The organism is Bacillus sp. JZ105 (genome assembly GCF_053903125.1).
Genome location: NZ_CP096387.1, coordinates 887,706 through 908,830, shown reverse-complemented (window position 1 = coordinate 908,830; position 21,125 = coordinate 887,706). Strand labels below are relative to the sequence as shown.

Below are 21,125 nucleotides of genomic sequence, written 5' to 3'. Positions count from 1 at the left end.
CTAATTTTCTTTTCCGCTCAACATTATACCACTAACTATCCTTCGCGGCATCGTCCAAAATGTGAAAAAACATATATCGAATAGCAGGTGTATAGGCAGTCGAATCCTCATATGACCAATAACGCATGCGGCAGTCATACGTCTGTGCATTCACAAGAGGCATTCCGCCTTTGTCATGATCAACGACAATGGTTGTATGATTATACCTTCCATCACCTTCAAAATCGTAGCAAATGACATCACCAATTTGAAGCTCGTGCGCTTCTTTGAGTTTCTTTGCTCTCAAACCCGCTTTTGAATTCGCTAAATAATTTTTCATCGAATGAGCCACCGTCCAGCTATAGCTCCACGTATGCGGACGCACCCACCAGCCAGACCCGCGGTTCGGATACCCTCTCGTTGGCGCATTCCCTGCTTTCAAACATTGTGAAATAAAATTTGTACAGTTATCTTCAAAGTTTTTATAGGCTGGATTCCGTTTATTCCAATATGTCTCCGCATACTTCACGGCAGCCCGCCGGTCATAATGAAAGGCTCTCCCAAATTGATCTTCGGTCTGAAAGCGCTCATCCATATGCTCTTCGCTTTGCCGCTCTTCTAACATCATCCGATCTTTAACAAGCATGTTGTTATAAAGAAACGCTTCTCTTTTTTCCACCTGTTCCTCTAAATAAAAAGAATCGTCTACATCCTTGCATACATATGTGAGATGAGCAAGGTACTGCACATGCTGAGCCCCATCATCTTGAATGGCTGAATCGAGAAGTTTTGTTTTTGCTTTTGCCTTCACAATCTCAACCCGTCTTCTAGCAAAAAGCTCTTTTTTCCGCTCTACTGCTTCCACATCAGACATAAGCTGCGGCTGTTTGATTACACGGTCATTGATTAAATACGCTAGCCTGTCTTCTAAAGTTTTCTCTAATAATTGTTTCACACAGACACCACCAAACATTTTATAAAATCTTTGTTTGGTTCATTCTATGTTCACAGGGATGTTATTTAGTATTTAAAGGTGTCTGTAAAAGTTCAATCCCCTTCACAATCTCCTCTTTCGCTTCTTCATCACTTTCCCGCTCAAGAGCCTTTTCCAGCTCTGGGAGCTGCTGATCATCACCAATTTTGCCAATTGCCCATGCAGCCGTTCCTCGAATGACCGGTCTTGGATCCTTGTGCATCAACTCAACTAACACTGGTAAGGCAGATGTATCTTTAAAATGAGCGAGTGCCAAAATTGCATTCCGCTGAATGGGCTTTTTCCCCCGCCATGAACCTGAAACATGACCGTATTTTTCCTTAAACTCACGATTGCTGATCGTCAGAAGCGGCTTTAACAGCGGCTTCGCAATTTCAGGGTCTGGCTCCATTTCAGGGTGCAGATGAAAGTCTTTTCCTTTATTGATCGGGCAGACAGTTTGACATGTATCACACCCGTACAATCGATTCCCTATTTTCGAACGAAACTCATCAGGTAAAAAGCCTTTTGTCTGCGTTAAAAATGAAATACACCGCTGAGAATTCAGCTGCCCTGGATTCACCAGCGCACCCGTTGGACACGAATCCACGCATTTATTACAAGTTCCGCACTGATCTTCAATTTTCTCATCCGGTTCAAATGGGACATTTGTGATCATTTCAGCCAAATACACATAAGATCCAAACTCTGGCGTGATAATCATACAGTTTTTTGCACTAAAACCAATGCCAGCACGTTCTGCTACAGCACGATCAGACAATTCTCCTGTATCCACCATTGATTTTGTCCGTATATCAACATGTTTGCTTCGCAAAAATTCTTCGAGCATATCAAGCTTTTTTTTCAGCACAACATGATAATCCGTTCCCCATGAAGCCCGGCAAAAAATCCCCCGTCTCGCATCCTTTGTACTTCGAGGAGCATCTTTCATTTTGGAAGGATACGCGAGCGCTATCGCAACAATTGATTTGGCCTTCGGAAGCAGCAAAGAAGGGTTTGTCCTTTTTTCAATATCAGGCTCTTCAAAGCCTGACAAATACCCTAACGATTCATGTAAGATGAGGCGGTCCTTTAATGAATCAAATGTGTCGGCACTTGCAAATCGAATTTTATCGACACCAATTTCTTTCGCATATTGAATCAATTCTTCTTTTAATTCTCCAACATGAATCACCTTGCAAACCTCCTTTCTTTGTTTCTTCTGTTGTTTTCAGTATAATACGAGTGTATCATGACCGATTGGAGTGAGTCACTGTGAAGATACATATGGAAATTTCTCATCCTCAAAACCCGTCTATCCATGTTGGACAGATTGAATATTCGCATATTGAAGTGGGTACATCACCTCAAATGTTAAAAGGCCGATTACGCCTGTTTCAAGAATCTTTATTTTTTGAATACGAAGATAAAGTTTTAGAAGAAGTATCAGCCATCAAAGAATGGACGGATATTTTAAAAGACGTTCCTTTCCTTCCACTTCTTTCTAACATCCAAAAGGAACAATTTATTGACTCGACCAATTCCGTACAGGATTTGTCGATATTTTTCTCACTAAAATATTTCTTACCTATCCTGACTTTAGATGCCGATCGCATCAAAGGACCGCTTTCACTGGCAAAACATGAGGCTGGTCACATCGAATGGCAGGACAGCGCAGGACTGAATGGATTATTTTCTCAAGCAAGTAAAGCACAAATTTCTCAAGACACAAAGAACATTCTTCAAATTATCCTTTTCCCGCCATCTATTTCCCGGGAAAAGAGTGAAGCTCTTATTCAATCCTTGACGAAGATGTTTGTACAAATACATGGCGGAGAAAGCAAATATGAACTCATTGAAAAAGCACTGTAACCTGACAGTGCTTTTTCACATTATACTGACATAATAAAAAACGCAACACTTCGTTTATCTAAGAAACGAAATACTGCGTTATAAACAAAATTATGTATTGGAGCGGGTGATGAGAATCGAACTCACGACATCAGCTTGGAAGGCTGAGGTTTTACCACTAAACTACACCCGCATCAATCTTTTAAAAGCAACGTCATCGTGTTGACTTTTATTATGTTACAACTTTCTTAACAATTCGTCAAGAGAATATGAAAATTTTTCGTCAAAAAACTTCATATTCTCCGTATATATTACGATAGTTATTTATCTAGCTGCAAATAAACCAAATAAGCCTGCTTCACATCTTTTAATTCCTTTCTTAGATTCTTTTCAGAACCTGTTAAACCAGAAAACTCATAGTTCATTCCAGTTGTGATGGTAGTAGAAATTAATTTTTTCTCTCCAGGAGACATGTGAAAAATATCTGATTCTGTTATCGTTGTGTTTCCTCCCACGTCCTGTTTAAAATCTATGCTAGTCGAAAGTTTTCGTAGTTCGTTGTTCTCTTTATCTATCCAAAAGCCATACATTGCTTTTAACAGATCATCTTTTTCCTCATCTAGCTGGTAGATAAAATTCACACTCTTATCGACACCATTTTGATGAAGTTTTATGGTGACATCTTTTGTGTCTTCTTTCAGTAATTGTCCATCCTTGTAATGCACACCGATTAAGGAAATGCTTTTATTACTTGCTTTGAGCCCCTGCACTGTCATCATTAATTCGGGTTTATCTGCTGTTAATACATCCAAAAGATTTTCTTCACTCTTTGTTAGTTTCATTGGTCTAACAGTTACTTTATCGTGATTTGATGTTTCCTTATTTTTCTCTGTTGCAGGTTTTTCTGATACCGTCTTCTCTGTCGTCGTGGTTTCTGCAGCCTTCTCGCCGCATCCTGCTAGTAGAAAAACTGTGAATAAAAGAATGCTCCATTTTTTAAACATTGTGATCCCCTTTGATGTTTTTTATTTCTTATTATACTAAAATTTGGTCATAATACAAAAAGATTAGGAGAATTCTCCTAATCTTTCGCTTTTTTCTGCTTCATTGCTGATAGGCATGCCACAATAAGAAAACTCACAGCAAAAATCACCATCATATAAATAAAAAAGTTTGGCTTGATCTGAAAAGTAAATGCGGACGAGCCTTCCATCTCAAAAGCGAGACTGTTAAATAATAAAGCATCATTCGTTTTTGATTGAAATAAATGATAGAATAATACGCCGATTGTCAGCATTGGAAAGCCTAAGAATCCTAGAAAACTACCAACTATCGCGCCTTGTTTCATCGCCTGTACGTTCATGATCGTTGTCCTCCCATTCCCCCGAGCAATAACTGCTTCATAATGGACTTACCATCTCCCATAAATGGAAGAAGATAGAGTAATTGAATAAAATACGTGATTGAAAAAATGAAAAAACCTGTCGAAACCGGGTTTTCTTTTAGAAATAAAATGGTCACAACGATGCCTGCTGCGCCAATCACACCGGGAACGAGCGGTCCAAGCAGTGTAATCCACACCTGCTTTTTCTGAAACGGATCTAATGCAGGTCTTACAAACTTCACTGACATCATGTCACTCGCAAAAAAGCCTTGAGGACCATCCCGCCCTGCAAATTTTCGATGCGCATAGCCATGTGCCGCCTCATGTAAGGCGGTTCCGGTAATTAACCCGAAATAAATAATCGTAAAATAAATCGCAATGGCTGCAATCGACGGATCAGGAATGAATAAAAATGCGATCCCTGCCATGACCATGAAAAGCATCCAGAAAAAGATGATTTTACGCGTCACCATGAGCAAAGCCGTCCCAAAAATGTGAAGGAACGAGTGACCAGTACAATCAAATCGTTCCTTCATTTTGACTTGATACTGCTTGAAAAATTGGCAGCAGGCTGTCACAATCCGATATGGTGAATGATAATGAATAGACAGCAAGTGATGCTGATTCAATCCCATCATCAGCTGATAAAAGTCACGAGCAATCACCGACTCATCGACCTGAAACAAATCGGCGAGCTCTGCGGTAATACTCGCTTCAGTTCTTTTACCGTCCACTTTCGTTAACATATGATAGGCACTTTCATTGATCGGGAGTGTGCTTCCATACTGCGTATCCGTGAGATGCCTCTTTTGTAAGGTCACATACGGCGCTAGTGCCGGTACCCGCTCAATCTTTAGCTTATTATTAAGAAGTTGAATCATGTGAATACCTCCATGAAAAACCTTTGTATATGGCAAAGATGAGCAGACACTCAAATGCAGCCACAAGCAGCCATTGAAGCGTTTGACTCGACGCCCCTATGACATAGTTTCCAATAAAAACAATCGGAATCATAAGTAAAATAAGCGCTCCAAATGAAAATATGCCTGTGTAGGGATTGTTTCGATCTAGGGGAAGTAAAATACCTACTACATAAAAGAGCGCAGTGGCATTGCATAACACAGCAGCACCAATCAACGCGTGCCAAATCTGATCAGGAAGCGTCAGCGTTGTCAGCATGAATAAAACAATTTGCAGTACACCTACGAGCAGAAGGCCGATAAACTTATACAAAGCCACTTCCCACGATCTCAGGCCAAATGTTTTATACATGCCCAGCATTCGTTTATCATTGCCAAACGAATTAAAGGCTGTTAATCCAGCAAGAGCACATAGAACATAAAATGCTTCTTCTTCAAAGCGGAATCCAAACTGATAACGGACGAATAAGATCACAATGAGGAGAATAAGAAAATTTAAAATATTTTCTTCATTTCGCACCTGTGATTTCATTTCCTTCACAATAAGCGACCACTTCTTTGAAGAAGAGAACGGCAGCTTGTGTAAAAAGGTTAACGCTTTTTTCTCTGCCATAATCGGCATCATTGCTAGAGAAACAAATGCGCCGACTGCCGATAAGAGGATGAACAGAATCAAGATCCCATAATTTACCCCTTCAGGAGGCATTCCTTGTGCCGCTAGGAAAAACGGAGCTGTCAAATACATCAAATGATAATCAAACTGAATATATGATTGCTGAATTTGGCTAATATTAAAGTGCGTCAATCCATACATGACAACCAGTGCCAATAAAACAAATATCGCTGCAAATTTTTGCAACGGTAATCTTAATTTCAAAACGAGCAAATAAGTGATATTGTAAATAAACTGCAGCAGCATGAAGACAAAAAGCGACTGCAAAAGCACCATCAAAAAGAAAGTGAAGATAAAGAAAATACCTATTCCCTGGGCAATAAAATTAGGTAAAAGCAGGATGCCGATAAAAAACAAAACAAGCCCTGCCACTACTGTCACCATCGGAATGAAGTATCCAAAACTTTTCTGAAAGGTAGAGAGCGGAAACCAGCTCAGCTGCATAGAAAACCGGTCTTGTTCAGGAGTTCTGACCTTGATCAAAACAAATAACAAGCTTGTAAAAATAGAGGCATTGATCGCCATTGACACGACGAGTAATCCAAGTGAACGTTCATCACCATTTAAGAAAGCCTTCATAAAGACACCTGTAAAGCTGTATCCGATAATGGCTCCCATTGTGACGGCAAACAAAAAGAATAAGACCACAATGATCCGCTTCGTTTGAGTATCAAAGAGCTTATACATTTCCTGCTGCCACATTTTAAGCATCATTTTAGAAATGATTAATGATTTCATCAAAATGTGCACCCCTATCACTTAACATTGAAGCTTTCAGAAACACCTGTTCCAGTGTGCTTGATTGATACTTCTCCTTTAAGGCTGAGACCGTTCCTTCATCCATTTTATTTCCCTTAGAAATAATGGCGATTTTGTGGCACAGCTCTTCCGCTGAAAGCATATCATGCGTTGAAAGCAAGATCGCACCATGGTACTCGGCATACCGCTTCATCAGTTTCTTTGTGTTTATAACCGCTTCAATATCAAGTCCTCTAAAGGGCTCATCCATGATCACCAATTGACTATCAAGCATAAAGGCAGCAATCAGCTGTGTCTTTTTTTTCATCCCATGTGAATAGGTTTCGATCGGTCTTGATAATGCTGAGTCCATATCAAACAGTTCAATTAGTTGATTTCTTCTGTGAATTGTTTTACATTCATACATAGAAGAAACAAAATCTAAATATTCAGCACCAGTCAATGCTTCAGGGAGCAGCAGGTCATCTGGAACATAGGCTACTTGTTTTTTAAAGGATGGTTCATCATTTGGGACGTCCTGCAAGTGAATCCTTCCTTCTGTATGCTTAATGATGCCAAGTATACAGTTAATCATCGTTGTTTTACCCGAACCATTCGGTCCAGCAACAGCAACGATTTGATGAGGGTCGATCTTTAAATGAAAATCATGGACAGCAGTCACGTTATTTTTATACGTCTTGGTTAAATTCTCGATCGTAAACATATAACCTCCAAGTGTCTGCATATTCTTTAAAAACAGATCAGGCTAAACCGCCCGCCACAGACGGTTTAGCCCTGGTGTCTTATCTAAGAAGCAAAAAGATGAATCCTAAGTATAGCTACTTACATTCAATTTTGACTTTTAAACCACTTTCCCACTGAACGGCTCCTGTAAAGCTACCCTTGCCGTTTGCGATACACCAAACTGCTGCTCCTAGAACGACTGTTGCTCCCAATCCAAGAAGGACAGCAACAAATACTAAGAACCAAGCTTGGTCCATAATAGCAGGTTCCATAGTGGAATAGTCAACTTGCGGCGCTGCATAAGTCATACTTTTCACCTCCCAGCTTATGATGATCGTATCATAGGCGTCACACGCCAAACATCTACAGAACATCCCATTTTTGACCGAACGTACATTTGATTAAAACATGACTTTTTATTCAATTATTCACTTTCATCTGTTTAACCCGCCTCTTATTTACTAGATTTTAACACCTCTTAAGAACCACAAAACCCATTTAATGTCATTCTCACCATCTTTTTTCTTCTCTTTTTCAAATAGTCCATATTTATCATCTATCATATTTATTCTTTCTTTTTTGTGAGATAGAAAGAATTCCCCCGATATATCAGATATAAAAGTCCTGATTATATGTCGCAATAACATCAATTATGAAATATTTACTGATCATTCCGATAAAAGAGTGAGCACATTTTCCTTCTTCTCTTGGCTCTAAAAATATGTATATACAAGAAAATCGATTGGGAAAAAAGCCCTTACCTTGTTCAGCAATACACAACAAATGACTCGCTCCTATTCTATGAAAAAAAGCAAAGCAGCCATCGCAGACTGCTTTGCTTATTCATATTTATGAGGAACTAGCAGCATAGGCAGCATCTGGGAAATGATTGTTCCCAATGATTTCACCAGCTGGCACAGAGAGTCCTGTAGCCCCTGATCTCTTGAATGGAAGGAGCGGGAAAACAAGCTCTGCTAAATAATAAGCTTCTTCTAGATGCGGGTATCCAGAAAAGATAAATGTATCAATGCCTAGAGACTCATATTCTAGGATACGTTCTGCTACTGTTTGCGGGTCTCCGACGAGTGCTGTTCCTGCACCGCCGCGTACTAAACCAATGCCGGCCCAAAGATTTGGGCTGATTTCAAGTTTGTCTTTCCTCCCTTGATGCAATTCCACCATTCTTCTTTGACCTACTGAATCCATCCTCTGTAACACTTTTTGCGCCTCATCAATTGTTTTTTGATCCAAATGACGAATCAGATGTTCCGCTGCCTCCCATGCCTCCTCTTCGATATCTCTCACAATCACATGAAGACGAATGCCAAACTTCACCGTTCTTCCTTCCTTTTCAGCCTGTTTCTTCACTTGTGCAATTTTCTCTTTTACTTGTGCAGGCGGTTCGCCCCAAGTTAAATAGACATCTGTATGCTTGGCGGCTGCTTGAATTCCTGCTGATGATGATCCGCCAAAAAAGACTGGTGGATGGGGTGTTTGAGCTGGTGGGAATAACAGACGGCCATTCTCCGCTTGTAGATGTTTGCCATGAAATTGTACATTTTCTCCATTCAATAACCGCTTCCAAATTGTCAAAAATTCTTCTGTTGCCTCATAGCGTTCATCATGAGAAATGAACAGCCCATCTCCTTCAAGCTCCTCTTTACTTCCCCCTGCTACCACATTAATCAGCAGCCTTCCGCCTGAAAGACGATCTAATGTAGAAGTCATTCTAGCAGCAACAGACGGCTGCATCAGCCCTGGTCTAAGAGCCACGAGGAACTTTAAATGAGTGGTTTCCGCAGCTAAAGCAGCTGCCGTCAGCCATGGATCTTCACATGATCTCCCAGTAGGCAGCAAGACCCCTGTATACCCAAGCTGATCAGCTGCTTGAGCAATCTGTTTAAAATATGGATAGTCTGCCTGTCTTGCCCCTTTTGCTGATCCTAAATAACGGCCGTCTCCATGCGTTGGAATAAACCATAAAATATTCATCACATCGCCCCCTGTTATTATTCACCTTGATAACTAGTGCGCCACTTGAGCAGACGCTTTTCTAACAGACGTACAAATGAATCTGTCAGCTTACCAACTACTGCAAAGATAATAATTCCTACAAACACTTTATCCGTTTGAGAGAATTGCCTTGCATCCATAATCATATAGCCGACCCCGCTGCTTGAACCCATCAACTCAGCTACCACTAAACCAAGCCAAGCAATTCCTAATGACAGTCTCACGCCCAGAAGAATATGAGGAAGAGCAGCCGGTAAAATCAGCTTTGTGATGCTTTGATACACATTAAACTCTAAGGCGCGGGCCACATCAAACAGCTTATTGTCTACACTGCGAATACCTAGAAAAGTATTCATATAAATCGGAAAAAAAGCCCCAAGTGCAATCAATAAAATTTTCGCCGTTTCATCAAAGCCAAACCAGAGGATGAATAAAGGAGTGACCGCTAAATGTGGAACGGTTCTCAACATTTGCAATGTCGGATCTACATACTGCTCTGTTTTTTTAGAAAACCCTACGCATACGCCCAGCAAAAGACCTAAGCCTCCCCCTAGTAAAAATCCACATATCGCTCGATAAAGGCTGATGTATAGATGGCCAAACAGTTCACCAGAACGAATCAACTCTTTAAAGGATTCTGCAATCAAGACAGGCGAAGGCAAGACAGTGGAAGAAACGATTTGAGAACCAGCTATGATCTGCCAAACTGCAATAAGTAGGAGAGGTAATACCAGTCCCTTTAACTTATATAAAGAAGAAGCTTTTCTCCTTTTTTTCTTTGACCGCTCAATTTTAGATGCTAAAGCCGGGTTCGAAATAGCTTTCATTTATTCATCTCCTCTTTTAGCATTTTTTCAATAAACGAATTATCTACAACCTGATTGACATCAATTTTCCGCTTGATCGCTTTTGTTTGATATTGAAAATCAGCGGTATGCTGCTGAGCATTGATGATCTTCTTCGAAATGGGCTTATTGAGTGGTTCCGTATTGTTTAATACTTGTGTGACGACCTTCTTATCTAAATTTTTTAAACGCGCATATAGAGTAACAGCCTCTTTTCGATGTGCCTTCTGCCATTTCACCGCTTGGTCATAAACCTTTAAAAATTTCACTACTAGTTCAGGATGCTGATCAGCAAACTGAGTTCGAACAAGTGTGAAACCTGGAGAATATAAATCGGTCGCTTCCCCATTCACTAGCAGCTTTGCTCCCTTCTTTATCGTTTCAAGTGATAAGAACGGCTCCCAGATCGACCAAGCATCAACGGACCCATTTTCAAATGCTGATATCGCTTCATCTGGCTGAAGCTGAATGATCTGAACATCCTTGGCAGATAAACCTGCCTGATCTAATACTTTGTATAAAAAATCAAAGCCGCTGCTCCCTTTAGCGACAGCAATTTTTTTCCCTTTTAAGTTTTCTACTTTTTGAATCTTACTGTTCTTATTCACTAAAATACCGTTCGCTTTCAGCCCATCCTGAGATAAACCAATTTCCTTAAAATCAATACCTGCTGCCTGACCTGCTATGACAGGTGAGTTTCCAACTTGCGAGAAATCTAATTGATTTGCAGCAAGTCCTTCAAATTGGGGAGGACCACTTTGAAACTCCACCCACTTTACCTTCACTCCTTCTTTTTCAAATGATTGTTCAAACCACCCTTTTTCCTTTGCTAAAAGCAGCGGGCTCAAACTTTGCTGAATCCCAATCCTAATTTCTTTCACCTTGTTTTCTGAGCCGTCTGCTGCTTGATCACACCCTGCTAAAACAAGCAGAAGAGTCAAAAAGATAACGATCATCTGTTTCTTTTTCATGCGATTTCCCCTCCCTAAATCCCTGATCCATCAGTTAGTAACAATTCATCTGTTTTCTCAAATTCTGAAAGCACCTTTTGTCTTAAGCTTTGAAAAGCAGTTGACGTTCTATCACGCGGAAAAGGCAGATTCACAGGAAGTATTTTATGGATTCGGCCAGGTCTCGCTTGCATTAGCACAATTTCATTTCCTAAATAAATCGATTCATCAATATCATGAGTAACGAGAATCATTGTTGTTTTTTTCTCCTGCCAAATGTCCAGCAGCACATCCTGCAAGTGCTTTCGTGTGAATGCATCCAGCGCACCAAATGGTTCATCCAGCAATAAGATCTCCGGATCACGAAGGAGTGCTCTCGCAATGGCAACCCGTTGCGACATTCCTCCGGAGAGCTCATGTGGATAAGCGTGTGCAAATCCTTTTAAACGAACAATTTCAATCAGTTCATCCACTTTGCGGCGCACATCCTGTTGTTTTAAATTGAAATTGGCCGCTATATTTTCTTCGACTGTCAGCCATGGAAACAGGCGGTGTTCCTGAAAGATAAAGCCCTGTTTCATTCCTGGTTCTGTGACCTGTCTGTCTCCTATCAAAATTTGCCCATCATACGCTGTGTCGAGCCCGCCTATGATTTTTAGCAACGTACTTTTCCCGCATCCGCTCGGACCTATTACTGTTATAAATTCACCAGGAATGATGCTCAATCTCAAGTTTTCAAGTACCCGAATGGACTGTTTGTCTTTCCAAAAGGATTTATCCACAATATCAATTGAAATCGTCATTGAAACCTTCACTCCTCTTGCGATCAGATAAATACACAGAAAGGCCCTTATCCCAAAAAAGAGATAAGAGCCTTCGCGTTGTCCGATCAGCTAATCATATTGATTTGTTAGCACCATCCTAAATCATATTAATCCCATAAATCAACTCAAATTTATAAAATGGTTATTTTGTCCTTGTATGCTTTTCATCGATCCGATCGTAAATCGCTTCTATTCGTTCCTTGCTGCTGTAAATCTCATATTTGTTCCGCTCAATCAATATGTCTAGTGTGAGATCCATGTGTTTTCTGTATTTTTTTCGTTTTTTCTTTTTTTCCATCTTCATCATCCTTTCTTGTTCAAATAAAAAAAGGCTCTTCACTCATGCTTGAGTGATAGAGCCTTCGGTTGACCGATCAGCCATTCTTGTTCGTGTTTTCAGTATGCTCATGTTAATACACACTATTCCTACCTGTCAACTACATTTATTGTTTTTTCAGATTTATCTAAAAAATGATTGACCGAGCAGGGAACAAGATTTATAGTCTTATTAAATATTTCTTATCAAAACAGTTGGTTTTATCTAACAAAAGGAGGATACACACATGTCAGAAGAACGTCCATTTCGTTTAGAAACAAAAGCCATTCACGCAGGTCAGGAGCTTGATTCAGCGACCTATTCAAGAGCCGTGCCTATTTACCAAACGAGCTCCTTTGGTTTTAGAGACAGTGAGCATGCAGCGAATTTATTTGGTCTTCAGGAACCGGGAAATATTTATTCACGTATTATGAACCCTACAAATGACGTATTTGAAAAGCGTATCGCTGAGCTTGAAGGTGGAATTGGTGCACTTGCTGTTTCTTCTGGACAAGCAGCGACGACTTATTCTATTTTAAACATTGCAGGAGCCGGAGATGAAATCGTTTCCTCAAGCAGTCTTTATGGCGGCACCTACAATTTATTTGCCCATACACTCAAAAAACTTGGAATTACAGTAAAATTCGTCGATTCATCCAACCTTGAAGAACTCGAAGCGGCGATCACAGACAAAACAAAGGCAGTGTATGCAGAGAGCATTGGAAATCCAAAAGGCGACATTTTACATATTGAAGCCATCTCAGCCATTGCACACAAGCATCATATCCCGCTTATTGTGGACAATACGCTCGCCAGCCCTTATTTATTAAGACCTATCGAGTTTGGTGCAGACATTGTCGTCCACTCAGCGACGAAATTTATTGGCGGTCATGGTACATCAATTGGCGGCGTCATCGTTGATAGCGGCCGGTTCCCCTGGGCTGACAGCGATAAGTTCAAAGGACTGACTGAACCAGATCCAAGCTATCACGGTCTGACATATACAGAAGCGATTGGAGAAGCGGCTTATATCACAAAAGCACGAGTACAGCTCTTACGTGATTTAGGGGCAGCACTGTCGCCATTCAACTCATTTTTACTTCTGCAGGGCTTAGAAACATTACATCTTCGTCTTGAGCGGCATAGTGAAAATGCCTTGAAAACAGCACAATTCTTACAGGATCACCCTCTTGTCGATTGGGTAAGCTATCCGGGTCTTGAAAGTCACGAATCCTATGAGCTTGCTCAAACCTATTTACCAAAAGGACAAGGCGCAATCCTCACATTCGGTATTAAAGGTGGACGCGAAGCAGGTAAAAGGCTCATTGATTCTGTGCAGCTTTTCTCTCATCTCGCAAACGTGGGCGATTCTAAATCCCTCATTATTCACCCTGCCAGCACAACGCATCAGCAATTAAGCGAAGCAGAACAAAAAGCGACAGGTGTCACACCAGAGCTCATTCGTTTATCTGTTGGAACAGAAGCGATTGAAGATATTCTTGCAGATCTTGAACAGGCGATTACAAAAAGTCAGTCTGAATAACATAGAAAAAAGCACACGGCTGTGTGCTTTTTTCTTGTTTATTATTGATTGAGTAATCGAATGTCTTGGAAAGGATAAAATACAAATGAGGTAGTTCCTTGAATATCACGCTTTGTAAAAAGACCTAAGCCGTTGCGGCTGTCCATTGAATTTTGGCGATTGTCCCCCATGACAAAGTACTTTCCTTTTGGAACAGTCAGAGGGCCAAAATCAGGTGTCAGCAAGGTGCCATCTGCCGCTGCTTTCTTTTTGTTTGACGCTAAGTAAGGCTCCGCCACTTTTTTTCCATTAACATATAGCTGATCATTTTTCATTTCAATTTTATCACCAGGTAAACCAATCAATCGTTTGACATAATGAGTGCTGCGGTCTTCCCCATCAAGAACAATGATCTGTCCCCGTTTATAATCACCGAAATAATCAACCGTTTTATTCACAAACACCCGCTCTGTGTTATGCAGTGTTGGGGCCATAGAAGTCCCTTTTACAATGTACGGCGCGAATAAAAAGTTCCGAATGATAAAAACAGCAATAAATGCGATTAAGATGGCTTTGATCCAGCCCCATAGTTCTGATTTCTTTTTTTGTGTTTTTGTATTTGTTGTCATAAGCTCCTCCTGAATTCCCCAAGGACGAAATGTGTGTCACCAGCTGCCAGCCGGCGTCACGCTTGTTCCTCCCTAAATATAAACATATTTTGCCAACAAATCAAGCAATGAGAGAGAAAAAGGCAAGCACCTTTCTGTGCTTGCCCAAAACTCAGTTAGTTAGCAGAAGAATCCGCTTCTTTTTCTTTGTTTGCTTTACCATAGAAATAATCCGATGGATTCACTGGTTTGAAATCAGATAACTTATGGAATCGAAGAAGATCCCTATAGAGCACTTTATCTGAAAGACTTAACTGATTATCAACACGGGCTTTAATCGCCTCTGTCTTTTTATTTTGTTTCACCACTTTACCCGTTTTCGTATCATAAACGGTATTATCGACAAGTGTGTATTTTGGTGTCACATAGTTTCCATTACGGAAGGCAACAGTCTCATCATGCTTTTTAGAGAATAGGTCTGTTCCAAAATTCACGAATTCATTTGAATCAATACCTTGTAAGTGAAGAAGTGTTGGCATGACGTCGACTTCACCACCATACGTATGGTTCACGCCGCCCTTCTTACCAGGAATACGAATCATGAGCGGAACACGCTGGTTTTGTGCATTTTGATAAGGAGTGATTTCTTTCCCTTGAATTTCACTCATTGCACGGTTATGGTTCTCAGAAATACCGTTATGGTCACCATATAATAAAATGACTGAGTCTTTATACATACCTGATTTTTTCAAGTCTTTGAAGAATTGCTCTAATGACTCATCTAAATATCTTGCTGTTTGGAAATAGTTATCGACTGTTTTATCGCCAGTTGTTGCCTTAGCGATTGTCGCATCTTTTTCATCTAAATTAAATGGATAATGATTTGTCAGCGTCATTAAATGTGCATAAAATGGCTTTTTCATTGATTCTAGCATTGGAATTGATTCTTTGAAGAACGGTTTATCCTTCAGACCCATATTCACAAGATTTTCTTCATCCATATTATAATATGAAGCATCAAAGAATTGATCATATCCCATATGTTTATAAATCGTGTCACGATTCCAGAAAGATTTATAGTCCCCGTGAAGCACTGCGCTCGTATAGCCTGCTTTTTGATCTAAAATGGCAGGGAGTGATTGGTAGGTATTTTCACCTTTTGTCACAAACGCAGCTCCCTCTGGCAAGCCAAACATACTATTATCCATCATGAGCTCAGCGTCAGCTGTCTTTCCTTGACCTGTCTGATGGAAGAAGTTATCGAAATACATAAAGTCATCTTTACCATGAGCCAGTTTGTTTAAAAACGGCGTTACTTCTTCTCCATTGAGTTTGTAGTCAATTAAAAAAGTCTGGAAGCTTTCCAAATGGATTTTAATGATGTTTTTCCCTTTTGCTTTACCGAAATACTCTGGGTTTGGCTTCGCATAGTGAGAAGCCGTATAGTTCACAACATCCGTTAAATCTTCACTGCTCGCATTCGCTACCTGTGTTGCGTTTTGTGCTGCTTGTACCCCATCATAAATCGTATAATTATAAACGCCTAAGTATTTCACAACATACTTGTGATCAAACGTTCTTGTTAATAATTCAGGGCGGTCCTTTTCAGCTAAATGAAGGTTAACAAAGAATAGTCCTACACCTGCAGCCACAATCAGTAGTGCAAATGTTTTTTTCATTTGGAACTTCTTCACTTCTGGTCTCCAAATGACAATCGCAATTAAGATGATGATATCAAGGAAGTATATAAGGTCATGCGGCTTAATACTTGATAACACACCGCCAGTCATGCCTCCCCCAAGATTACCTGCCTGCTTCATTGTTGAGAAAGTCAAAAAGTCATCAAAGAAACGGTAATACGCTACATTTGCATATAAAAGTGCGGTCATAATAAAATCAATAACAATTAAAACAATGGCAGATTTACGCCCCTTCAAAAAGAGAGCAAGTCCAAAAAACACAATGGCTGAACTAAATGGATTCAATAAGAGAAGCCCCTCTTGAATAGAACCTTTTACTCCTAAATTAAAATCCATTTTGTAGGCTGTGTACGATTTTGCCCAGAATAAAAGGACAGCCAAAACAAAAAAGCTATATTTGTTTGCAAATATTTTTTTCATAAAACCTCTTCTTTCTTATCATTGTTCTGATATAAATGAAATCATAAAAAATTTACATTCATTTTGCAAATGTAAATCTTCTTTGCCAAGCATGCCGATGCTCTGTCTCCGCCGGATACATGCGCTCCTTTAATATAACGAATGAGAAGCATCATAAGTTTCAAAAAAAATACGAGTAAATAAAAGGAAAAATATCCATTTACATTAAATTTGCGCACACTTCATGTTTTAGTGGATGAAGAAGGTTTTGTAAATCACTCAGTATTACTTTACTTTTTTCATCTATTCGTGTCAAAGTAATTATAAAGAAAAGGAAGAATCACCTAGGCTTTTCGACTCATTTACCCAAATTTATACAAAATTCGATCCTTGCTTCTTTTATTGTGACTCAACCTCCATTAATCCATGTACCTCCCTAAAAAACAGTTTTAAACAAAAAAAGCTTGATTTGCCCTACTGATGTGCGGTGTGATAAAGAGGTAGCATTTGATCACAACACTTATATGTTCATGACAAAAAAATCAGGCTGGAGGACATCACATGAAGATTAACAAACAAATCAACACTTTTGAAGAAAGATTTTCAGAAGATGTAGTCACTATCATTGCTGTTACAGGACCTTCTGGCGTTGGTGCAGGGAAAGCAGGACAGGTACCTCTTTGGATCGCTTCTATTCCACTGATTGCTTGGAAAGAAAACGGCCATATTACAACCGAAAATGTAAGACTTTGCTGGTTAACAGATGACGAGGGATTAAGGGAAAAACAGGCACAATTACATAAAGAATCAATCGTTACAATTCAGGTCCGAAAAGGCGAAGGTGAATTCATGCTTGTATCTTTGATCAATACAGATACAAAGGATCAAGCACTTCAAGAGATTTTAGAAGAAGCCCAAAAGCCTGTGTTTTATCATGACGACACACTTGGAACCTTTGAGTTAGTAAAAGGACTAGACTTATTTGAAAAGACAATTCAATGGAGCAATGAAGAGTGCCTTCTCTACTTCAACCTCGAAGAAGATGAAAAAATAAATGACTCTCTTCGAACAGCAAACCGGCTCATGCAAGAGCAAGCCAAATGGGATTCTTCTATTAAATCATTTGCGGCGAATCAACTGATAGATCTAGCAAAAGATTGGCAGGAACAAGACGAATCAGCTGAAAAGCAAGAAGAACTCACACTGAATCAATTTATAAGCCGCATTTCACTTGAAAGCCTGCATGTTTACCCTGAGGGAGAGTTTGAAGTCTACTATCATGACGGTGATTTATTTTGGGGTCATGTCATTATTGTCACAGGAAATATAAATGGCACATTTCATGATGCACACATTGCAGGCTAAAGGCTGGAGGAATAACCCATGGAGATCAAAGCTTTTCAAGAATTAAATCTAATCGGGAAAACGCCAGCCATCGCCAAAATTGGCGGCTTCCGTCCTGATCCAGCTGTACACAGCTGGTTTGCCGGCCATTTTTTCATTGATCCTAACCAAGGCTGGCCGACAGATCAAGATGGGGCCATGATTCCGATTTTACAAATTTATTTACCAGAAGTGCCAGGAGGAATGAACGGCTTACATGAATGTAAGCTGATTCAAATTTTTCTTAATCAGAAAACACTTCCGATTGATATCACCAAAAACGGTGAAGGCTGGAAGCTCATTGAATATGCATCAATCGAAGGTTTAGAAGTAGCTGAAACTCCTGAAGAAGTGAGAGGGCTCAAAGCCTTTCAAATCCAATGGAACGAAAATGAGCAAAGGGACTTCCCTTGCTGGGAAGAAGCATGGTCATACGTCGATTTATCAGAAGTCAACGAAAGTGAAGAAGCCACAAACCACTTCTTTAATCAATACACAAATTATTCGTTCACAAAAATCGGTGGATATGGGGCGTATATTCAATCCCCGCCCCATCAACAACAAGGCGAATTCATGCTGCAAATCGCCTCAGAAGAAAAACCTCGTTTCATGATTGGTGATAACGGCACGATGTATTTCTATTACGACAAAGAATCAAAAGAATGGTTTATGCACTGGGATTGTTTTTAACGTTTATTGAATGAAACCTAGCCTTCTCCTAAGCGTAATGAATAATATGAAAGGAGGAAGCAAAATGGGATTCATTTTAGACATCTTTTCACTTGCTGTGTATATCCCTTTCCTACAAGTGGATGAAGAGGAGATCTCGAGGAACGCAGCACATCTCAAAAAATATAGCTGGTTTCAAACACTATTACATGAACAAACTTGCAGGGAGCTCATCTTTTATGATCCCGATGTTCGACGTGTCATAGGCAGGTTTAAAACGGAGAAACTCCATAAGAAACGATACAACTTAAGATGCGAACGTAAATTACTGCAAGCTTTACAACGCGCAATGTAAACTGACAACAAGAGCCGCACTTTCCTGTGGCTCTTTTTTTATCAAGTGAATCGTTCCTTTTGAAGAAAACATTTGACGCCTGGACAACTCTCCCCGTATATTATGTATAAATCCATCTTTTTCAAAGAAAAGGGGGCCTCACATGCGCTTGTTTAAGAATTGGAGAAAAAAGCAGCCTGCACAGCAAGTCACTTCAGAAAAGCAAGAAGACAGCATCCCAATCAACTTCTCCACACTTCCCTTTGGCACAGACACCGTCGATGATTTTTTGTTCAACCTAGACCTGACCTCCAAGCTCACAGATCCCTATAAAGAAACAGAAACGAACAAGCTTACCTAGATCTTCGTAAATCCTCATCCAATACTGGATGATTTTTTTATACTTAAATGAAAGGTGTATCCAATGAAAACATACTATTATCGTCAGACACTGCCATGCAGATGGACAATCTAAAGATGCAGCTTTAACACCACAAGGCATCACTCAGTCTCAAGAACTGGTACAGTTTTTTTCCAGCATTCATCTCAATCAAATTATCTCAAGTCCTTATAAACGAGCGATCCAAACTACTGAGCCCCTTGCTCATGCAAAACAGCTCGAGATAAAAATCGATCAGCGCCTCTCTGAACGTGTATTAAGCAGTAAACCAATAGACGATTGGTATGAGAAACTAAAGCTCAGTTTTACAGACTTACATATGGCCTGTGAAGGCGGAGAATCGAGCCAAGAAGCCATGAATCGTATTGTAGAAGCACTCCACGAACAAATAAAATTAGAAAAAGATCATACCCTATTCGTCACACATGGCAATATCATGAGCCTGCTTCTTAAACACGCCGATCCAACGATTGGATTCGAGGAGTGGAAGAAACTAAGCAATCCAGATGTCTATATCCTGAAATATTTTAGTCCAGATCATATAGAAGCAAAGCGAATATGGCAATAAAAAACGGTAGAATGAACTCTGCCGTTTTCTCATCTATTGCTGATAATAAAAGGCCTCTACCCACTCATACGGTTTCTTACGCTCCGCACACCATTTCATAAAGCCTCTTGTCTCGGTCTGCTGAAACGCCATCCAATCCATTAAAAGCTGGTCATAATAGACAGCTTGTTTTTGAACATTCGTGCGAGTTCTTTGATCTTGAATTAGCATCATAACACGTTCAATCCCTTGAATTCTCTCTTGATCCTTCTCATAGGTGCTTAAATAAAGATCTTCATGTATATGATGAAACGAATACCACAAGGCCGATAAATAGATTTCACAAATTTGAACAATCACACGCTGCTCCTTGCTGCCCCCAAGCTCTAGTGCCTTTAATAAATAGGGCAGCCCTTCTCCTTGATGTACAAACATACCTTGCCAGCGGTACGGTCTCACATCCATTGGGTCAACATTCTCCCACGTTTGAAAAACAGGCTGGATCACCCCATTTACCAGCGGATACACAAGCAGATGATGACCATCCTCAAATCGTTCAATCCACTCAAACAGCCAAGCAGCAAATTCACGCTGTACTTCAAAATCATTCTCCTTCATTTCTTCAATAAAGGACTGAAGAACTTTTAGCGCATCTTTACGCAAGCCCTGTTCTTTTCTCACACAGTACTGTCTAAAAAGAGGATAATCATTTGAGCCCTCGTCTTGAATGATGGTCTGTAATATCGTCTTCGATTGCAAGATCACAACACCGCCTTTTTACATCTATTCTTTTCTATGTTGATGAATGAATTGAATGTCTTTTTGATCATGTTCAAGATGTCCTTCAAGAATCATGTTTTAAAAAGCGATATCACCATCAAACGATATACGTTTGAAACATTCCCTCCTGTCAGTAATTCTTCATTGTCATATTAATTTTTCATGAAGATCTTCCCTATAACTAGGTGACAATGCTTATGTCCGTTAAAGATGTATATTTGCCCCCAATGATCAATTCAGTTTAAACGATGATTAAAAACAATCGAATATCTTAGATCACACAGTCAGTAACTTTTGACTTAATCATTAGATCATCGTTTCAAGGTTATTTCCCGGGCAAGTATCTGATTGATCCACCTGTCTTTAGATCGCTAAATGTATCTTATCAAATATTGTGAATCATCTAAAGGTATCATGTTCTCTATTTTCTAATAGGTTGATATGTTCTATCTACAAAACAAAAAATAAACCTCGAGCTTCTTATGTCGAGTGAAATTAGAGTGTAAAGCAAGAATGGGAAAATACTATTAGAAAAGTTGATGGGGGATGTCGAAATGAATACAGTAGAAGAAA

23 protein-coding genes and 1 tRNA gene are annotated in these 21,125 nt (G+C 39.8%); 7 read left to right on the top strand and 17 right to left on the bottom strand.

The genetic code is table 11. From position 1 onward, the window contains the following. Nucleotides 1–31 precede the first annotated feature (31 nt). Together M1D81_RS04560 and queG are read right to left on the bottom strand one after the other, a co-directional pair. Nucleotides 32–934, bottom strand: a complete 903-nt coding sequence (locus tag M1D81_RS04560) for an amidase domain-containing protein (RefSeq protein WP_456265504.1) — start codon at nt 932–934, stop codon at nt 32–34. Nucleotides 935–995: 61 nt separating this feature from the next. Further along, the gene (queG, locus tag M1D81_RS04555; protein WP_024425329.1) at nt 996–2,144 is read right to left on the bottom strand and encodes a tRNA epoxyqueuosine(34) reductase QueG; all 1,149 of its coding nucleotides are present in this window, start codon (nt 2,142–2,144) and stop codon (nt 996–998) included. Nucleotides 2,145–2,227: 83 nt separating this feature from the next. Between queG and M1D81_RS04550 the strand changes: the two genes are divergently transcribed. Next, nucleotides 2,228–2,824, top strand: coding sequence for a hypothetical protein (locus M1D81_RS04550; RefSeq protein ID WP_025093299.1), 597 nt, complete (start codon nt 2,228–2,230; stop codon nt 2,822–2,824). 98 nt (nt 2,825–2,922) lie between these two features. Here the strand turns inward: M1D81_RS04550 and M1D81_RS04545 are convergent. The 12 genes from M1D81_RS04545 to M1D81_RS04490 all read right to left on the bottom strand — a co-directional run bounded on the left by M1D81_RS04545 (nt 2,923) and on the right by M1D81_RS04490 (nt 12,192). Next, a tRNA-Gly gene (locus M1D81_RS04545) sits at nt 2,923–2,996 on the bottom strand. A gap of 127 nt (nt 2,997–3,123) precedes the next feature. Continuing rightward, entirely contained in the window at nt 3,124–3,807 is a 684-nt protein-coding gene (locus M1D81_RS04540) for a hypothetical protein (protein WP_456265505.1), read from the bottom strand. A gap of 77 nt (nt 3,808–3,884) precedes the next feature. Further along, nucleotides 3,885–4,166 (bottom strand): hypothetical protein, encoded by a 282-nt coding sequence (locus M1D81_RS04535; protein ID WP_456265506.1) that lies wholly within the window; start codon nt 4,164–4,166, stop codon nt 3,885–3,887. Beyond that, nucleotides 4,163–5,068, bottom strand: a complete 906-nt coding sequence (locus tag M1D81_RS04530) for a PqqD family protein (RefSeq protein WP_456265507.1) — start codon at nt 5,066–5,068, stop codon at nt 4,163–4,165. Before M1D81_RS04530 ends, M1D81_RS04535 begins: the two co-directional genes overlap by 4 nt. After that, complete coding sequence (locus M1D81_RS04525; protein WP_456265508.1) at nt 5,052–6,518, bottom strand: hypothetical protein; 1,467 nt, start codon at nt 6,516–6,518, stop codon at nt 5,052–5,054. The genes M1D81_RS04530 and M1D81_RS04525 overlap by 17 nt, the downstream gene beginning before the upstream one ends. Beyond that, nucleotides 6,496–7,242: an ABC transporter ATP-binding protein gene (locus M1D81_RS04520; RefSeq protein WP_456265509.1), complete on the bottom strand. Its 747-nt coding sequence runs from the start codon at nt 7,240–7,242 to the stop codon at nt 6,496–6,498. Before M1D81_RS04520 ends, M1D81_RS04525 begins: the two co-directional genes overlap by 23 nt. Nucleotides 7,243–7,357: 115 nt before the next feature. Next, the gene (locus tag M1D81_RS04515) at nt 7,358–7,570 is read right to left on the bottom strand and encodes a hypothetical protein (RefSeq protein WP_024425336.1); all 213 of its coding nucleotides are present in this window, start codon (nt 7,568–7,570) and stop codon (nt 7,358–7,360) included. A gap of 541 nt (nt 7,571–8,111) precedes the next feature. Beyond that, nucleotides 8,112–9,254 (bottom strand): FMNH2-dependent alkanesulfonate monooxygenase, encoded by a 1,143-nt coding sequence (gene ssuD, locus M1D81_RS04510; protein ID WP_456265510.1) that lies wholly within the window; start codon nt 9,252–9,254, stop codon nt 8,112–8,114. Between the two features lie 17 nt (nt 9,255–9,271). Continuing rightward, nucleotides 9,272–10,102, bottom strand: a complete 831-nt coding sequence (locus tag M1D81_RS04505) for an ABC transporter permease (RefSeq protein WP_456265511.1) — start codon at nt 10,100–10,102, stop codon at nt 9,272–9,274. Further along, nucleotides 10,099–11,076, bottom strand: coding sequence for an aliphatic sulfonate ABC transporter substrate-binding protein (locus tag M1D81_RS04500; RefSeq protein WP_456267161.1), 978 nt, complete (start codon nt 11,074–11,076; stop codon nt 10,099–10,101). Before M1D81_RS04500 ends, M1D81_RS04505 begins: the two co-directional genes overlap by 4 nt. A 29-nt stretch (nt 11,077–11,105) precedes the next feature. Continuing rightward, the gene (locus tag M1D81_RS04495) at nt 11,106–11,873 is read right to left on the bottom strand and encodes an ABC transporter ATP-binding protein (RefSeq protein WP_456265512.1); all 768 of its coding nucleotides are present in this window, start codon (nt 11,871–11,873) and stop codon (nt 11,106–11,108) included. Between the two features lie 163 nt (nt 11,874–12,036). Next, nucleotides 12,037–12,192 (bottom strand): FbpB family small basic protein, encoded by a 156-nt coding sequence (locus tag M1D81_RS04490; RefSeq protein WP_029706872.1) that lies wholly within the window; start codon nt 12,190–12,192, stop codon nt 12,037–12,039. 265 nt (nt 12,193–12,457) lie between these two features. On the opposite strand from M1D81_RS04490, the gene M1D81_RS04485 reads away from it, so the two are divergent. Then, nucleotides 12,458–13,753 (top strand): homocysteine synthase, encoded by a 1,296-nt coding sequence (locus M1D81_RS04485; protein ID WP_034624044.1) that lies wholly within the window; start codon nt 12,458–12,460, stop codon nt 13,751–13,753. A gap of 41 nt (nt 13,754–13,794) precedes the next feature. Here the strand turns inward: M1D81_RS04485 and lepB are convergent, their stop codons facing one another. Both lepB and M1D81_RS04475 read right to left on the bottom strand, forming a co-directional pair. Continuing rightward, nucleotides 13,795–14,361 (bottom strand): signal peptidase I, encoded by a 567-nt coding sequence (gene lepB, locus M1D81_RS04480; RefSeq protein ID WP_456265513.1) that lies wholly within the window; start codon nt 14,359–14,361, stop codon nt 13,795–13,797. Nucleotides 14,362–14,516: 155 nt separating this feature from the next. Then, the gene (locus tag M1D81_RS04475) at nt 14,517–16,460 is read right to left on the bottom strand and encodes an LTA synthase family protein (RefSeq protein WP_456265514.1); all 1,944 of its coding nucleotides are present in this window, start codon (nt 16,458–16,460) and stop codon (nt 14,517–14,519) included. A gap of 540 nt (nt 16,461–17,000) precedes the next feature. Here M1D81_RS04475 and M1D81_RS04470 point away from each other — a divergent pair. The 5 genes from M1D81_RS04470 to M1D81_RS04450 all read left to right on the top strand — a co-directional run bounded on the left by M1D81_RS04470 (nt 17,001) and on the right by M1D81_RS04450 (nt 19,793). Then, nucleotides 17,001–17,804, top strand: coding sequence for a DUF2262 domain-containing protein (locus M1D81_RS04470; protein ID WP_456265515.1), 804 nt, complete (start codon nt 17,001–17,003; stop codon nt 17,802–17,804). Between the two features lie 18 nt (nt 17,805–17,822). After that, entirely contained in the window at nt 17,823–18,512 is a 690-nt protein-coding gene (locus M1D81_RS04465) for a DUF1963 domain-containing protein (RefSeq protein WP_456265516.1), read from the top strand. A gap of 64 nt (nt 18,513–18,576) precedes the next feature. Next, nucleotides 18,577–18,846 (top strand): hypothetical protein, encoded by a 270-nt coding sequence (locus tag M1D81_RS04460; RefSeq protein ID WP_456265517.1) that lies wholly within the window; start codon nt 18,577–18,579, stop codon nt 18,844–18,846. Between the two features lie 142 nt (nt 18,847–18,988). After that, on the top strand, nt 18,989–19,186 hold the full coding sequence (locus M1D81_RS04455) for a hypothetical protein (RefSeq protein WP_456265518.1): 198 nt from the start codon (nt 18,989–18,991) through the stop codon (nt 19,184–19,186). Between the two features lie 76 nt (nt 19,187–19,262). Beyond that, nucleotides 19,263–19,793, top strand: a complete 531-nt coding sequence (locus M1D81_RS04450) for a histidine phosphatase family protein (RefSeq protein ID WP_456270898.1) — start codon at nt 19,263–19,265, stop codon at nt 19,791–19,793. 33 nt (nt 19,794–19,826) lie between these two features. On the opposite strand, the gene M1D81_RS04445 is transcribed toward M1D81_RS04450, so the two are convergent. Next, the gene (locus M1D81_RS04445; protein ID WP_456265519.1) at nt 19,827–20,531 is read right to left on the bottom strand and encodes a hypothetical protein; all 705 of its coding nucleotides are present in this window, start codon (nt 20,529–20,531) and stop codon (nt 19,827–19,829) included. Nucleotides 20,532–21,125: the final 594 nt, after the last annotated feature.